The sequence below is a fragment of the Catenulispora sp. EB89 genome (assembly GCF_041261445.1).
GTDB lineage: Bacteria > Actinomycetota > Actinomycetes > Streptomycetales > Catenulisporaceae > Catenulispora.
In genome coordinates this window covers 34,514-50,395 of sequence record NZ_JBGCCU010000031.1, presented here as the reverse complement: position 1 = coordinate 50,395, position 15,882 = coordinate 34,514, and the positions used below count along the sequence as shown (strand labels likewise).

Genomic DNA, 15,882 nt, shown 5'->3' with positions numbered 1-15,882 from the left:
GACGTTCCAGCGGTCCTCGCGGCACCTGCGATTCACGGTGTCGCGAGGACCAGCAGCGACTCCATGTCCAGCACGAGCGCCTGGACTTCGGCCACGGACACGTGGTGGGTATCGACCTGGACCTCCAGTTCCACCGTATCCGGGGATGTCCCCACTTGGATCATCAGCTTGTCGTGGTAGGTCGTGAACGGCTCGGCCCAGCGCAGGGTGCTTTCATGCTGCGCGGCTTCGAGCTCGTGCCGGGACACCGGTGGGCCGAGCGGCTCGGTGCCGATGCCGAGGCGGCGGTCGTTGAACAGGCAGGACAGGTCGATCGTCTCGCCGCGCTCCTCGTTGATCCGGGCGCGGAGCTCTTCGAGCTTCGTCGGGTCGTAGTACGCGTACTTCGAGCACAGAGCCATGGCGCGCTGCGTGCGGTCGACCACCTCGTCGAAGGGTGCGTCGGCGACGTCAACCGTGAGCAGGCCGTTCACCGACAGCGGATGCGAGACGTCGGCGAGGCCGGGGCGAAAGCGGTTGCCGACGACTACTTGGATCACCGCGGGGCCGATGCCGGTCAGCCGCGCCACCGCCACCGCGTAGCCGGCCAACAGCGCCGTGGAGGCCGGGACGCCGACACGCGCCGCGACCGCCTTCGACGCCAGGTGCAGCGCGCGGGATGTGAAGTACGCGCGCCGGTAGCGTGGCTCGCCCCGGTCCACGTGCGGACCGAAGCGCAGGGGCGCGGCCGAGCGCAGCAGGCGCTCCCAGTAGCGCAGCGAGGCCTCACTCTGCCGCCGGACGGACGCGGTGCGCTGGTGCGCCGCCAACTCCAGCGGGCCCATCGCCGGCTCCGGGTTCTTCGGTTCGCCGGTGAGCGGGTCACGCGTGCCCAGTTCCTCGAGCATGGCGGCGATTCCGCCCGCGTCTGTGGCAACGTGCGAGATCGTCACGACGACATGCGTAACCACACCGCGTGCCCGCACCGCCGCCATCCGGATCGGCCACTCCCGCGCGTGGTCGAACCGCGTCGCCTCCCACCGGTCGGCCAGGTCCTGCGCAGCTTGGGCCGGGTCGGCGTCGTCCGGGACATCGAGGATGCCGAGCGTCGCCTCGCCGAAAGCCGCCACGACCTGGCTCAAGGCACCATCGGAGCCCGACCGGATCAGGGCCCGCATCGAGGCGTACCGGGACATGAAGAACGCGAGCTCGGAGGCGAGGTCCTGGACCGTCCGGCCATCGGTCACCGGCACCGCGCCGCCCATGCTGAGCGACGACTCAGCCTGCTGCATGATCGTCCAGACCTTGCGCTGCCCCCAGGTCAGCTCACCGACGCCGGCGCCGGGCCCCTCGAAGGGCACGACGATCGCGTCCGTCATCCGCGCGCCGCCGAGGATCGTCTGCGGTACCGGTAGAGCCATAGCCCAGCCCCTTTGAAACGCCTGCCACACACCGGTGCCAGACTCGCCCTCCCCGCGCTCGGCTCCATCGTGTGTCAGGCGTGTCGCCGACGCAAGACTCTGAGAAATTGCGGAAAGAACACGATTGGATCGCGCAAAGGTTGGCAGGTGAGCCTTGCTGCGGCACGCGTGGGCCTGGCGGAGCCGGACGGACCCCGCCAAGCCGATCGAGCCGTGAACGGCGCGGGTCCGGCCTGTCAGGCCGCGGCCGGCACGCCGACTCCGGCGCCGTTCACACGCTCACGACGTGTGCCAGAGCTCTTGGAAGTGGTCCCCCGGGCCGCCGCAGGGCGTCGCGTCCGTCGGCGCGGTTGTGCCTTCGTTGTCTATGCAGTCTCCTGTGGCATAGTTCTTGAACGCGTAGTGGCCTATGCCGTCGCCGACCAAGTACCAGTGCTCATCGCCTTCGGAGTGGTCCGTCGAAGCGTAGAGATGGCCATACAGGCCCTCACCCAGGTACCTGCCCGTCTCCACGTCCTTGAAGAGGTAGGCGCCCCAGTCGTTGGACTGCGACCAGCGCTGGTAGCTCCCGCCGTTGCAGGAGTTGCCATAGACGTCGCCGTTGGAGTTGCTGTCCAAGCAGATGCCGCTGGACCAGAAGTGCCACTGGTAGATGGGGGTGCTCGCCTGGGCGGTACCAGTGGCGCTGCACGCGAGAGCGACGGCCGCGGCAGCAGCCATCGCAACTCTACGGATCTTCATCTGTTTCCCCTCGTCGGTGGAGTGCGTCTGCTCGGAAGTCTGTTCAGGCGGATAAGTCGCCGCCAGTTTTCCGGGCAACTCCGGGCACTCGCGGCGCAGTCGGTGCGCCGCTACCTGCCGTCACTCGTCGGGCTGTCCACCGTTAGCACCGTTGCCACCGCTACCACCGTTGCCGCCATTCGCCCCGTTCCACCCGGCCGGCAGCTCCAGCTCGAACCACACAACCTTCCCGTGCCGCGTCGTCCGGCTCCCCCACCGGTGCGACAGTTCGTCGACCAGTCGGATGCCGCGGCCGCTCTCCTCGTAGTCCGTGAACTTCCGGAGGGCCGGGGCTCTCGGGTCCGAGTCGGCGACCTCGATGGTCAGCATGCGGTCGCAGAACAGGCGGAGCTGCCTCGGGCGGTCGGTGTGCGTCAGGGCGTTCGTCACCAGTTCGCTGACCAGGAGTTCGGCCAGGTCCGTGAGTGAGGCCAGGTTCCAGGCGCGCAGGCGTTCGCGGGTGAAGACGCGGGCTTGGCCGGCCATGCGGCGGTCGCCGGACAGCGCCAATGTGGCGACGCGCTCGTCGGCCAGGGAGACCGTGCGGGCCATGATCAGCGCCACGTCGTCCTCGGCGCCGCCGGGGACGAGGGCGGCCAGGACGGCGTCGCAGGCCTCTTCCAACGGGCGGCCGCGCGGGGCCAGCGTCTCTCGCAGGAGCTTGATGCCCTCGTCCAGGTCGCGGCCTCGGCGTTCGACCAGGCCGTCGGTGTAGAGCGCCAGGACGCTGTTCTCGGGCAGGACGAACTCCATGCTCTCGAACGGCACGCCGCCGACCCCCAGCGGCGGGCCCGGCTCGACCTCGAGCAGCCTCGTGGTCCCGTCCGGGGCCACCACCACCGGGGGGAGGTGGCCGGCCGAGGCCATCACGCCGGAGCGCTCCACCGGGTCGTAGACCGCGCAGACGCAGGTGGCGAACTGGTCGTCGCCGCTGCTCGCGGCCGTGGCGTCCAGGCGCGTCAGCACCTGCTCGGGCTCCATGTCCAGGGTGGCCAGGGTGCGGGCGACGGTGCGCAGCTGCCCCATCGTCGCCGCGGCCCGGATGCCGTGTCCCATCACGTCGCCGACCAGCAGCGCCACCCGGCCGCTGGACAGCGGCACGACGTCGAACCAGTCGCCGCCGACCTCGCTGACCCGGCTGCTCGGCAGGTAGCGGTGCGCGATCTCCATGCCGATCGTGTGCGTGACGTTCTGCGGCAGCAGGCTGCGTTGCAGCGTCAGTGCCGTGGCACGCTCCCGGCGGTACAGCCGCGCGTTGTCCATGCACAGCGCCGCGCGCGCCGCCAGTTCCTCGGCCAGTGCGACGTCGGCGCGGCCGAACGGTTCGCGGTCCTGCATGCGGATGAACTCCGCGCCGCCGAGCACCACGCCGCGGGCCAGCAGCGGCACCATCAGGTAGGAGTGGATGCCGGCCGCCAGGCCGCCGGCCACGCGCTCCGGGGAGGAGGCGATCGCGGCGAGGGATTCCTCGTCGACGATCGGGATCACCATGGGGCGTCCGCTGCGCAGGCTTCGGGCGTAGCCCTTGGTGGCGTCGCGGGTGGAGGTCTTGCCGACCGCGTCGGCGAGGGAGGTCAGGCCGGAGGGGAAGGACTCGGCGACGGCGACGGCCTGCAGGACCACCGGCTCGCCGGGCACCGGCGAGGCCGGCTCGTCGCCGCGCATCACCGAGGCGAGCAGGTCGACGGTCGCGAAGTCCGCGAAGCGCGGCAGCACCACCTCGATGAGCTCTTCGGCTGTGCGTTGCAGGTCGAGGGTCGTCCCGATGCGGACGCTGGCGTCGTTGAGCAGCGCCAGCCGGCCCTGCGCGGCGTTCGCCTGGCGCAGCGTCTCCTGCCGGGCCAGCGCGGTCTCGCGTTCGCGCTGGAACAGCAGGGCGTTGTCGAAGGCGGTGGCCGCGCGGGCGATGAGCTCTTCGCCGAGGGTGATGTCCTGGTCGTCGAACGGTTCGCGTTCCTTGCGGCGCGCGTAGGACACGAAGCCCAGCACCGCGCCGCGCGCCACCAGCGGCGCGACGCGCACCGTCTGGGCCCGGCGGGCGTAGAAGTCGCTCACCCGGCCGGTCGGGTTGGCGATGATCGACGGCATCTCGGCCGGGTCGACGATGACGGTCTCGTGCAGCCGCAGGGCCTCGGCGTACGGGGAGCCCGACTCCAGGCGCTGCAGCTGGCCGATCGGGACGTCGTCGTAGGGGAAATCACCGCTGACCGCGTCGAAGGCGACGCGGCGCACCACGAACGACTCCGGGTCGGCCTGCGCCTCGGCGTAACCGCTGCTGTAGGCGGGGGCGGGCCCGCTCGCGGCGGCCCCGCTCCCGTTGGCGCTCCCGGTGCCGTTCCCGTTCCCGCCGCCGTGGCCCGAGCCGTGCCCGCGTCCGTGCCGGGACCGCTGTTCCAGCACGTGGACCCCGCACACGTCGGCGATCTCCGGGACCATCGCCTTGACCAGCTCCGCGGCCGCCTGCCGGACGTCCAGCGTGGCGCCGATGGCGGCGCTGGCCTCGGCCAGCAGGGCCAGCCCGCGCCGGGCCCGCGCGGCCTCCTCCTCGGCCTCGTGACGCTCCGTGACGTCGATGACGGTCGAGCTGACGCCGAACACCCGCCCGGACGGGTCCTGGAGCGGGGAGTACCAGGCCGACCAGGTGTGGTGGTGCGCGGCCTCGCCGTGCTCGACGTCGCCGTCGGCGCGGCCGGCCCAGCGGGCGTCGGAGATCGGGCGGCCGGTGCCGAGCACCTGCCGGATCTGCGCCTCGATCCGTAAGCCCTCGTCCCCCGGCAGCACGTCCCGGACCCGGCGCCCGAGGTGCTCGGCGACCGAGATCCCGTGCGCCGCCGCCAGCGCCGCGTTGACCTGCACGAAGCGGGTGTCGGTGTCGTAGACCGCCATCCCGACCGGCGACTGGCTGAAGAAGCTGTCCAGCACGGCCAGATCGGCCTCGACCCCGCGGACCGCGCCCACGTCCACGGCCGTGGCCAGCACCAGCGGCGGCCGGGTCCCGGAGTCGATCAGATAGGTATGGATCTCCAGGTCCACCACGCGGCCGTCGCCGCGCCGCACCGGGAAGACGCCGGCCCAGTCCTCGCCCTGCAGGATCTGGCCGTAGATCGTCAGGATGTCGGCGCGCCGCTGCTCGGAGCCGAGCAGATCGAGGGCGAAGCTGCCCTCGGCCTGCTCGGCGGAGTAGCCGAGCATCGCCTCGGCGGCGGCACTCCAGTGGACTATTCGGCCGTCGGCTTCCAACAGGGCGGTGGCGACGCCCACGACGGGATGGCGCCGGGGCTGAGGTCCCCCCGCGCTCCGGCTGTTCTCCGCGGTGTCCGCGTCTGCTCCGGGCGTGTCATCGGCCATGGACGGTCAGGCCGCCCCCAGCGCGTCACGCCGACGCAACGGGATGATGCGCGTGGCGTTCACGTCTATAGCCTCCCCCATATGGCAAGCGCGACGCGAGTCGGGTCGGGATTGATGCCGTGGCGCCGGTCGGGAGCCGGGTCGATGATGGAACTGTGCCGGATCCGACCGAGCAGTCCCCGTCGTCCGAGCCGGACGAGCCGCGGCTGGCGGTGGCCCGGCTGAACTGGGCGAACCGGCAGGCCGAGGCGGTGGCGGAGGCCGACCGGCTGCTGGCCGGGCTGTCCGCGCCGCAGGACGTGCTGGCCGTGCAGCTGGCGAAGGTGTCGGCGCTGCTGAACATGGACCGGCTCCGGGACTGCCCGCCGATCATCGACGCGGCCTGGGCGATCATCCAGGAGCACGGCGCCCGGCCGGCCGACGTCGGGGAGTTCCACGCGCTCGCGGCCTTCTTCGCCTACCGCAAGGGCTCGCTGGAGCGGTGCGTCACGGACCTCGTGCGCGGGGCGCAGGCGCTGGAGGCGACGACGAACGACCAGCGCGCGGTCCGGCCCTGGATCTCGATGGCCGTCACCTACTCGCTGGTCGGCTTCCACCGGCACGCGGTCGCCACGCAGCGGCACGCCGAGGACATCGCGCGCTTCGGCAGCACCGAGGACCGGCGGCTGACGGCGCACCCGGAGATCCGTGTCCGGCAGGCGGTGTTCCTGGACCAGCGCGGCGAGACCGGCTCGGCCAAGGCGGTCCTCGGCGACCTCGTCGACCGGCTGCGGGCCGAGGACCTGATCGCGATGGAGGTCCCGTATCTCGGCTACGCGATGGCGCGCTACGCGGCGCTCGGCGGGTCCTACGAAGGAGACGCGAGACTGTTGCTGCGCCTGGAGAACGCGCAGTTCCCGGAGAGCGTCGAGCTGGCCCGGCTCGGCGAGGCCGCGATGCAGATCGCGGAAGGGAACTCGGAGAAGGCGCTGGAGCTGCTCGGCGACGCCCGGACTTCGCAGACCCGCCTCGGCCGCGCCGAAGTGCCCCGGCTCAGGGCCCTGGCCCACATCGCCGCCGGCGACCACGCGGCGGCCCACGCCGCCGACCGGGAGGTGACGTACCTGTTGGCGCGCGCCAGCGACCAGGTCTACGACCTCTTCGTCGACGGCATCACGGCCCGGCTGGACTTCGACGAGCTGCGCCGCAACATCGGACGCTACGCCGACGAGGCCCAGACCGATCCGTTGACCGGGCTGCCGAACCGGCGGCATCTGGAGCGCTACGTCGGGGAGCTGACCGGACGCGGCGGGGGCGGGGTGCTGGGGGTCGCGGACCTGGACGGGTTCAAGGAGGTGAACACGGTCCACGGGCACCTCATCGGGGACGAGGTGCTGCAACAGGTGGCCGCGGTGCTGTCCCGGACGCTGCGCGGCGACGACTTCCTGGCCCGCTACGGCGGCGACGAGTTCGTGATCGTGCTGCCTGGCACGGCGCTGGCCGAATCGCAGGAAGTCGTCACGCGGCTCACCGCGGCGGTCGCCGCGCACGACTGGAGCGGATTGGCTCCGGGCACACCGGTGTCGGTGACGATGGGGGTCACGGCGCTCGCGGGGCGGGGGCTCGCGGAAGCGTTTCGGGAAGCGGACTTGTTGATGCTGGAAGCGAAGAACCAGCCGGCGTGATGGTGAATTCGGAGAATACGCATGGAATACATAGTCACAATGACGACTCAGGTGCCGGAAGGCACGACGCCGGAGGAAGTGGACGCGGTTCGGGCGCGGGAGGCCGCGAACACGCGGGTCCTCGCGGAGGATGGCAAGGTACTGCGACTGTGGCGTCCGCCGCTGGCGCCCGGCGAATGGCGCACGCTCGGCCTGTTCGCGGCTCAGGACCCTGACGATCTGGAGAAGACCCTCGCCACGATGCCGCTGCGGATCTGGCGCACCGACGAGGTGACGCCGCTGGGGCCGCACGGAAACGACCCGGGGCCGGGGCGCGTGGCGCTCGACGGGACGGAGACGGAGTACTTCACGACGTTCACGCTCGCGGTGCCCGCCGACGCGAGTCCGGAGGACGTCGAGGACGCGACGGCCGGGGAAGCCCGGCGCACCGCGGAGCTCGCGGCCCAGCGGCGGCTGATCCGGTTGTGGTCGCTGCCGGGCGAGGGGCGCAACCTCGGGCTGTGGCAGGCTGCTGATGCGGAGAGCTTGGACGGATATCTGCGGTCGCTGCCGATGGACAAGTGGCTGGAGGTCGAGACGCTGGCGCTGACGCGGCATCCCAGCGATCCGGCGACGGCTTAGCAATGTGCTGATTCGGCCGGCGCGACATCGGCCGGGGCAGGCACCAGCGGCACGATCAGTGCCAGGCCAAGCGTGCGTGGACTGCCCGCTCCGGTTCCCCGGGCGCACCGACCGCTCGCGCTGACCGCACGGGCCGGCGCCGGTCGGCAAAGGCGCGCGGATCAGATCGGCGAGCGCGGGCCAGGCCGCCCACAGCGCATCAGGCCCCGTTGATCTGCCGCCCCGGCATCGGCTCGGCGAGCGCCAGCCGTGACGGCGGCGCCCCGAAGGCGTCGCCGAAGTACTGCGTCTCGTGGACCACGCGCTCCTCGGCGAACTGCATGATGCTGACCGAGTAGCTCGGCGCGCCGTCGTAGGTGATCACGCACTCGCTCACCCACAGATCGTCGCGGCCGGTGATCCGCAGGACCCTGAAATGCCGGTCGGCGGGGTGTCCGCCGCGCTGGGCGGCGATGGTCGCGCGGCCGCGGAAGCGTTCGCCGGACTGCGGGTAGTCGAGGACCGCGTCGTCCGTGTAGATGGCGTGTTCGACTTCGATGTCCCCGTTTTCAGAGGCTTGCCAGTGTTCTTCGATCGCTGCCTTGGTCCGAGCGTGGGCGTTCATCGGGTCTCCTTAGAGGGGAATCCATAAGGAAGTGTAAGAACCGCTCCGAACCAATGCCTCGAATCGCGTCGTGACCTACGATGAGGCCAGCCAGACGAGTCTGGTCGGCGTGTCGGCGGTTGTGCGGAAGGCCACACCGGCTCTTGCGCTCTGTCATCCCTTTTGAGCAGTTAGTGACGATATCATCTCCGATAGATGGATATGGACGACGGGTACTCGCGAAGCGATCCTCGGGGAGGGTGCACTGACGCCCTCCTCGGCACCATCGCGTCACTGAGCTCGGAGCTGCTCGCCGACGTGCTCGCCGGGGCTCCGGCGGGAGTGGGGCTGCTGGACGCCGAGTTGCGGTGGGTCTATGCCAACTCCGCGTTCCTGGAGAACACCGGGCTGGAGCCGGCGCGGCTGCTGAACCGGCCGGTCGCCGCCACGCCCTTCGCCGCCGACCTGCCCACCATCAGCCGGGTGCTGGCCGAGGCCGACTCCGACGACGCGGACGCGGACGCGGCCGAGCCGGTCACCGGCACGGCGACCGGCTGGCACATCCGATACCGCCGCCTGGAGGCCGGCGGCCAGGTCATCGGCGTCGTCGCGGCCGTGGCCTCCTCCCCGACCGGCCATCAGCGCGAGCTGGACCGGGCCCGCCGCCGGCTGGCTCTGCAGGGGGCCGCCGCCGAGCGCATCGGCACCACGCTCGACGTGGACATCACCTGCATCGAGCTCGCGGAGCTCACGGTTCCGGCGATGGCCGACGTGGCGATCGTCGAGGTGATGCCGCACGAGTTCGTCGACCGCGGCCCCAACGGCCAGGGCGGCCCGCTCGAAACCTTCCGCATGCGCCGCGCCGCGCTCGCCTGCACCCCCGAGCTGCGCCGCCGCCTCGGCCCGCTGGCCCTGCCCGGCGCCTCGATCCGGCCCGGCGCCGGCTCGGCGGTCGCGCGCTGCCTGGCCGAGGGCCGGCTGGTGGTCGGCAACCTGCTCTCCGAGGACGAGCTGGCCGACTGGGCCGAGAGCCGGGAGACGCTGGCCGCCTACAAGCTCGCCGACGTCGACTCGGTCCTGGCCGTCCCGCTGAGCGCGCGCGGCCGGCTGGTCGGCGTGCTGACGCTGGCCCGCGGCCGCGGCACGTCGAAGGGCTTCACCGACGACGACGCCGCGCTCGTCCAGGACCTCGCCGACCGGGCCGCGGTCAGCGTCGAGAACGCCCGGCAGTACGCCGACTCCCAGAGCGTGACCCTGGAACTCCAGCGCGCCCTGCTGGTCGAGCCGGGCCGGCCGCACTCGAACCTCGAGGTCGCCGCCCGCTACCGGCCCTCCGGCAACCGCGCCCTGGTCGGCGGCGACTGGTACGAGATCGTCCGGCTGCCGTTCGGCCGCACGCTGCTGGTGATGGGCGACGTGATGGGACACGGCGTCGAGGCCGCGGTCGACATGAGCATCTACCGCTCGGCGATCCGCGACGCCGGCGGCATGGACCTGCCGCCGCACGGCATCCTGCGGCACCTGGACACGCTGATCGCCAGGGACGAGTCGGCACGCCCGGCGACCTGCCTGCTCGGCGTCGCCGACCCCAACCGCGGCCGCTGGACCTTCGCCAGCGCCGGCCACCTGCCGCCGGCGCTGTTCGTCGCCGACCGCCCGACCGAGCTGGTGACGGTCCCGACCGGCCCGCCGCTGGGCACCGGTCTCGGCGGCTACGAGCAGGTGATCGTCGACCTGCGCGCGGACCAGGTGCTGCTGATCTACACTGACGGCCTGGTGGAGCGCCGGGGCGAGGACATCGACGTCTCGCTGGCCAGGCTCGCGTCCCTGCCGCTGCCGGCCGGCGGCGGCCTGGAGGATCTGCTCGACGACGCGCTGCGGCTGGTCGCGCCAGCGGCCATCGAGGACGACATCGCGATTCTCGCCGCGCGTGCGACGCCGCGGCCGTAGCGGTCGTAGCGGTCGTAGCCGCCGATGAGACCCAGCCTGATCGCCGTCAGCGGCCCACCCGGCACGGGCAAGACGACGCTCGCGCACGCGCTGGCCAACGCGCTCGGCCGGCCGGCGGTGTGCCGGGACGAGATCAAGGAACAGATGGTCGCCGACGGCGCCGAACCGGCCGACGCCCACGACCTGAACCTGAAGACCAACGCAGCGTTCTTCGAAACCCTCGGCGGGCTGCTGCGGTCGGGCACGAACGTGGTCGCGGAGGCGGCCTTCCAGGACCGGCTCTGGCGTCCGGGGCTGGAGCCGCTGCTGAATCTGGCGGATATCTGCATCCTGCGATGCGTCATCGATCCCGAACTCGCTCGCGAACGCATCGCTCACCGAGCAGCGACTCAGTCCGCACGCGCGGCGCACGCGGACGCCGCCTTCCTGCGCCGCATCGCCGACGGAGAACGGCCGATCGAGTCGTGGGTCCCGATCACGCTGGACGTTCCGACCCTGATCGTGGACACCACAGCGAGCTGGAAGCCGACACTGGCCGAGATCGTCGAGTTCGCTTCGACAAGGCCCTGAGTTGCGCAACAAGAATCCGTAGACGAGGGCTTTCCCGGCATCTAGCATCAGCGCCGTTCACTCATGCAGAAGGCGTTCATATACGTGAACACCATCATCCCGCCAGGAGTCCTCGATGCGGCATGCCCTCAGACCGGGCGGATTCTCCCGCCGAACGTCGATCGTCGCGGGTGCGGCGGTCCTGACCGCCGTGGCCGCGATCCCCACAGCCCTGGCCGCACAGGCCCCGCAGACCGCTGTCAAAGCCGCTGCCACGACCACCGCCGGCACCACCGCCAGCACCACCGCCGCCAGCGCGACCATCAGCGTCTCGGCGGCCGGCACCGGAACCTCGCTGGCCACCAGCGACGTCGGCCTGTCGTACGAGGCGTCGTTCCTGGCGATCCCGAGCTTCGGGCAGGGCAACCAGTTCCAGTACCTCAAGAACCTGGGGACCTCAGTCATCCGCATCGGCGGCAACCAGGTCGACAAGTCCTTCTGGACTTCCAGCAACGAGCCGCAGCCGTCCTGGGCCGACGCCACCATCACCCCCGCCGACCTGAGCAACCTCGCCACCCTGGCCGGCGCCAGCGGCTGGAAGGTCATCCTCGGCGTGAACATGAAGCAGTACGACCCGGCGCGCGCCGCCGACGAGGCCGCGCACGCCGAGGCCGCGCTCGGCTCGTCGTTGCAGGACATCGAGATCGGCAACGAGCCGGACCTGTATCCGCAATACAGCGGCAACTCGGGAAAGTACGTCACCGACTTCCACGCCTACGTCCAGGCGATCCGGGCCGCGGTGCCGGGCGTGCCGATCGAGGGCAGTGACGCCGCCACCTCGCCGACCGGCGCGTTGCAGACCGCGTTCGTCAACGACCAGGCGTCGATGGGGACTCCGCAGATCAGTGAGCTGACCAGCCACCACTACCCGCTGTCCAACTGCGGGAGCCCGAACCCGGCGCCGAGCATCGCCGACCTGTTGTCCTCCGGAACCCACTCGAAGGAGACGTCGGCCGCCGACAGCGCGGTGTCGGTCGCCAACCGGCTGTCGCTGCCGGCGGTGATCGACGAGGGCAACTCGGTGGTGTGCAGCGGTGTTCAGGGCGTCTCGGACGTCTACGCCTCGGCTCTGTGGGCCGTTGACGAGGAGCTGAACTTCGCGCAGGAGGGCGCGGCCGGGTACTACATGCACGGCACTGTGACGCAGTGCTATGGCACGTCCTCGTTCCCGTACTACACCCCGCTGTGCGCGGCGACCGCCGCCGACGCGGCGGCCGGCAACCTGTCCGCGCAGCCGGAGTACTACGGCCTGGCCGCCGTGCACGCCGTCGGGACCGGCAGCTTCCTGCAGGTCAGCAACCCGGCCTCGGCGACGGTGCGGGCCTACGCCGTCCGGCACGCCGACAACTCGGTCACGGTCGTGCTGGACAACGTCGCGGATCCGGCGGGCAACGGCGCGACCTCGGTCCAGCTGAACCTGCCGCAGACCTATGCTTCGGCCTCCCGGTTCGACCTGTCGGCCGCCAGCCTGACCGCGCAGAGCGGAATCACGCTCGGCGGCCAGAGCGTGCAGTCCGACGGCACGCTGCCGGCCCCGACGACGACGTCGTACACGGTCGACTCCCCGACGTTCTCCGCCTCGGTCCCGGCCGGCGACGCGGCCGTGATCACCTTCGGCGGCCCGTCCGGCGCGGCCCCGACCACGTTCGTCGGCGGCCTGTCCGGCAAGTGCCTGTCGGTCACCGGCGGGTCCACGGCTCCCGGCACGACCTCGGACATCTACACCTGCAACGGCAGCCTGAGCGAGCACTGGCTGGTGAACGGGAACGGCACGATCACCGGCGCGACCAGCGGCCTGTGCCTGGAGGTGCAGAACAGCGCGACCGCCGACCGCTCGATCGTCGGCGTGAACACCTGCAACGGCGCCGCCAACCAGCGGTGGACGGTGAACTCGGGGTCGGGGTCGGCGGGGACGATCGTCGGGGCGCAGTCCGGCAAGTGCCTGAGCGTGCTCGGGGCTTCGACGGCCAACTACGCCGAGGGCGAGATCTACACGTGCAACGGCAGCACCAGCGAGAACTGGACGGAGCAGCCGTAGCGCGGGGCGCGAATTTCGGCGGTTCGCAAGCGAGGCCACGCGCTGCCCGGATATGTTGACGGGGACGGACCGGGACCGGAGAAAGTCATCACAGCGCTAGGGCATCCGTGACACAGAAAAGTGTGCTTGTCATCATTCCGGCGTGGAATGAGGAAGAATCCATCGGCCACGTCCTGCAGGAGATCCAGGATTTCCTGCAGGACGTGGACATCCTCGTGGTGGACGACGGATCGACCGACGCCACGGTGAAGACAGCCCGCGCGCACGGCGTCGCCGTCCTGGAACTCCCGTTCAATCTCGGCGTCGGCGGCGCCAGACGGCTCGGCTACATCTACGCGCGCGACCACGGCTACCAGATCGCCGTGCAGTTCGACGCGGACGGCCAGCACCTGCCGGAGAGCATCCCGAAGCTGATCGCCGGCCTGGCCGACGCCGACATGGTGATCGGCGCCCGCTTCGCCGGCGAGGGCGACTACGAGGCCAAGGGCCCGCGCCGCTGGGCGATGACGCTGTTCAGCCTGGTCATCTCCGGCCAGGCGAAGGTGCGGCTGACGGACACGACGTCCGGACTGCGCAGCTGCAATCGCGAACTCATCGAATATTACGCGGCCTGGTATCCGGTCGAATATCTGGCCGACACGATCGACACACTTGTCAGAGCCATCAAAGCCGGATATGTGGTGCGCCAAGTGCCGGTCGAGATGCGCCCACGCAAGGGCGGCACGCCGAGCGCTTCTCCGGTGAAATCGATCGCTTATTTGGGGCGGGCCGTATTCGTGCTATGCCTTGCTTATTTGCGGAAGTAAGGGGATTTCAGCGCCCGCTCAGCGGCACCGGCTGAAACCGGATCGGCGAGCGCCGCTTCCAGACCGGGGACGAGCTCACGCGCTGCCGGACCGAGATCCGGCGCGAGGTCCGCGGCAAGTTCGGCCGCCTTGGCGACGGTCCAGGCGGTGATGTCTTCGCCGGCGAGATCAAGTGTGCTGCGCAGTACCTCGATCACGTACTCGGGCCGGCCTGTGAAGAGCCAGAGAGCGTGGCCGAGCTTGAGACGCGCCTGGTGCGCCGGGAGGCTCGGGGTCGGGACCGGGATGGCCTGGAGCGCCCGCAGGAGGAGCGGGGTGAGGAGTTCGGCATGGTCGGCGCGATCGGGGAGTTCCGTGGCGGCGTCGGCTGCTGCGGCGCGGTCGTCGGCATCCTTGCTCGGGGTGCTGAGCCCGAACCGGACGGCGGCCAGGAGCGCCCCGGTGCCGCCTGTCAGGCTCCGTACGGCCCGGGCCACCGCGAGGCGCGCGGGGACGGCCTCGGCGCCGTCGGCGGTCTCTGCGACGCGCCGCAGCGCCGCCACGCACTCCGGGGTCGGCCGGCCGATCGCGGTCAGCGCCGGAGCCGCCACGATGGGCCGGACGGCCAGCAGCCGGACGAGTTCGGGCACGGCCGGCTCCGCGCGATCGCCCCACGCCGCGAGGGTCTTCGCCAGCTCGCGGGGTTCGCTGTAATCGCGGACCGCGGCGAACGGGTTGTCGGCGGCGGGAGCCGGCTGCTGCGCGGCGTCGCAGATCTCGGTCAGGCGGCGGCGAATCGCGACGAGCAGGTCGGGGTCGAAGGGCGCAGGGGCGTCGGATCCCGCGAGCGCCGAGCGGTCGAGCGTCATGAGCCGGATGATGGCAGAAACCGCCGACAGGAACGGCCTGGGGCCTGCCGGGGAACCCATATCATCACTATCCAGCACCATCCTGGTCAGCAGAACACGAAGGAGTGCCATGCAGCAGGTGAAGGCAGTCATCGCCCGGACCGAGGGCGCACCGGTGGAGATCGTGACGATCAACGTCCCCGATCCCGGGCCCGGTGAGGCCGTGGTGCGGGTGCAGGCCTGCGGCGTCTGCCACACCGACCTGCACTACCGGGAGGGCGGCATCAACGACGAGTTCCCATTCCTGCTGGGCCACGAGGCCTCGGGCATCGTGGAGGCCGTCGGCCCCGGCGTCACCGAGGTCGAGCCCGGCGACTTCGTCATCCTGAACTGGCGCGCGGTCTGCGGCCAGTGCCGGGCCTGCCGGCGCGCCGAGCCGTGGTACTGCTTCAACACGCACAACGCCAAGCAGAAGATGACGCTCGAGGACGGAACCGAGCTGACCCCGGCCCTCGGCATCGGCGCGTTCGCCGAGAAAACGCTGGTCGCGGCTGGTCAGTGCACGAAGGTGGACCCGAGCGCGCGGCCCGCGGCCGTCGGCCTGCTCGGCTGCGGGGTGATGGCGGGCATCGGCGCCGCCGTGAACACCGGGGGCGTCACCCGGGGCAAGTCGGTCGCGGTGATCGGCTGCGGCGGGGTCGGTGCGGCGGCGATCGCGGGCTCGGCGCTGGCCGGGGCGAACCCGATCATCGCGGTGGACCTCGACGCCAAGAAACTCGCGACCGCGACCCGGCTCGGCGCCACGCACACCGTCGACTCCTCCACGACCGACCCGGTCGCCGCGATCCAGGAGCTGACCGGCGGTTTCGGCGCGGACGTGGTGATCGAGGCGGTCGGCCGGCCGGAGACCTGGAAGCAGGCGTTCTACGCGCGCGACCTGGCCGGGACCGTGGTGCTGGTCGGTGTGCCGACGCCGCAGATGCGGATCCCGGACCTGCCGCTGATCGACGTGTTCGGCCGGGGCGGCGCGCTGAAGTCCAGCTGGTACGGCGACTGCCTGCCCAGCCGCGACTTCCCGATGCTCGTCGACCTCTACCAGCGCGGCAAGCTCGACCTCGACGTGTTCGTCAGCGAGGAGATCGCGCTGACCGACGTCGAGGCCGCTTTCGACCGCATGCGGCGCGGCGAGGTTCTGCGGTCCGTGGTGATCCTCTGATGGGAGATTCTCCGATGGCTGACGATCACATGGCTGACCA

Annotated in this window: 12 protein-coding genes; 7 read left to right on the top strand and 5 right to left on the bottom strand. The window is 71.2% G+C overall.

From position 1 onward, the window contains the following. Positions 1–32: 32 nt before the first annotated feature. From ABH920_RS42525 to ABH920_RS42515, 3 genes are all read right to left on the bottom strand, one after another. Positions 33–1,400 (bottom strand): condensation domain-containing protein, encoded by a 1,368-nt coding sequence (locus ABH920_RS42525; RefSeq protein WP_370355003.1) that lies wholly within the window; start codon positions 1,398–1,400, stop codon positions 33–35. Between the two features lie 279 nt (positions 1,401–1,679). Further along, positions 1,680–2,141 carry a hypothetical protein gene (locus tag ABH920_RS42520; protein WP_370355002.1) on the bottom strand — a complete coding sequence of 154 codons (462 nt, stop codon included), beginning with the start codon at positions 2,139–2,141 and terminating at the stop codon, positions 1,680–1,682. A gap of 120 nt (positions 2,142–2,261) precedes the next feature. After that, positions 2,262–5,441, bottom strand: coding sequence for a SpoIIE family protein phosphatase (locus tag ABH920_RS42515; RefSeq protein ID WP_370355001.1), 3,180 nt, complete (start codon positions 5,439–5,441; stop codon positions 2,262–2,264). Between the two features lie 242 nt (positions 5,442–5,683). On the opposite strand from ABH920_RS42515, the gene ABH920_RS42510 reads away from it, so the two are divergent. Then, positions 5,684–7,192, top strand: a complete 1,509-nt coding sequence (locus tag ABH920_RS42510) for a GGDEF domain-containing protein (RefSeq protein WP_370355000.1) — start codon at positions 5,684–5,686, stop codon at positions 7,190–7,192. Positions 7,193–7,213: 21 nt separating this feature from the next. Beyond that, on the top strand, positions 7,214–7,813 hold the full coding sequence (locus ABH920_RS42505; RefSeq protein WP_370354999.1) for a muconolactone Delta-isomerase family protein: 600 nt from the start codon (positions 7,214–7,216) through the stop codon (positions 7,811–7,813). A gap of 199 nt (positions 7,814–8,012) precedes the next feature. On the opposite strand, the gene ABH920_RS42500 is transcribed toward ABH920_RS42505, so the two are convergent. Continuing rightward, the gene (locus ABH920_RS42500) at positions 8,013–8,417 is read right to left on the bottom strand and encodes a nuclear transport factor 2 family protein (RefSeq protein WP_370354998.1); all 405 of its coding nucleotides are present in this window, start codon (positions 8,415–8,417) and stop codon (positions 8,013–8,015) included. 195 nt (positions 8,418–8,612) lie between these two features. On the opposite strand from ABH920_RS42500, the gene ABH920_RS42495 reads away from it, so the two are divergent. The 4 genes from ABH920_RS42495 (at position 8,613) to ABH920_RS42480 (ending at position 13,799) form a co-directional block, all read left to right on the top strand. Continuing rightward, entirely contained in the window at positions 8,613–10,346 is a 1,734-nt protein-coding gene (locus tag ABH920_RS42495) for a SpoIIE family protein phosphatase (RefSeq protein ID WP_370354997.1), read from the top strand. A 24-nt stretch (positions 10,347–10,370) separates the two neighbouring features. Continuing rightward, a complete protein-coding gene (locus ABH920_RS42490) occupies positions 10,371–10,916 on the top strand; it encodes an AAA family ATPase (protein ID WP_370354996.1) in 546 nt (181 codons plus the stop codon). A 115-nt stretch (positions 10,917–11,031) separates the two neighbouring features. After that, entirely contained in the window at positions 11,032–12,993 is a 1,962-nt protein-coding gene (locus ABH920_RS42485; RefSeq protein ID WP_370354995.1) for a glycosyl hydrolase family protein, read from the top strand. Between the two features lie 122 nt (positions 12,994–13,115). Next, positions 13,116–13,799 (top strand): glycosyltransferase family 2 protein, encoded by a 684-nt coding sequence (locus ABH920_RS42480; RefSeq protein WP_370354994.1) that lies wholly within the window; start codon positions 13,116–13,118, stop codon positions 13,797–13,799. On the opposite strand, the gene ABH920_RS42475 is transcribed toward ABH920_RS42480, so the two are convergent. Then, complete coding sequence (locus ABH920_RS42475; protein ID WP_370354993.1) at positions 13,784–14,647, bottom strand: hypothetical protein; 864 nt, start codon at positions 14,645–14,647, stop codon at positions 13,784–13,786. The two genes, ABH920_RS42480 and ABH920_RS42475, sit on opposite strands and share 16 nt — an antisense overlap. Before the next feature lie 109 nt (positions 14,648–14,756). Between ABH920_RS42475 and ABH920_RS42470 the strand changes: the two genes are divergently transcribed. Beyond that, complete coding sequence (locus ABH920_RS42470) at positions 14,757–15,842, top strand: S-(hydroxymethyl)mycothiol dehydrogenase (protein WP_370354992.1); 1,086 nt, start codon at positions 14,757–14,759, stop codon at positions 15,840–15,842. Positions 15,843–15,882: the final 40 nt, after the last annotated feature.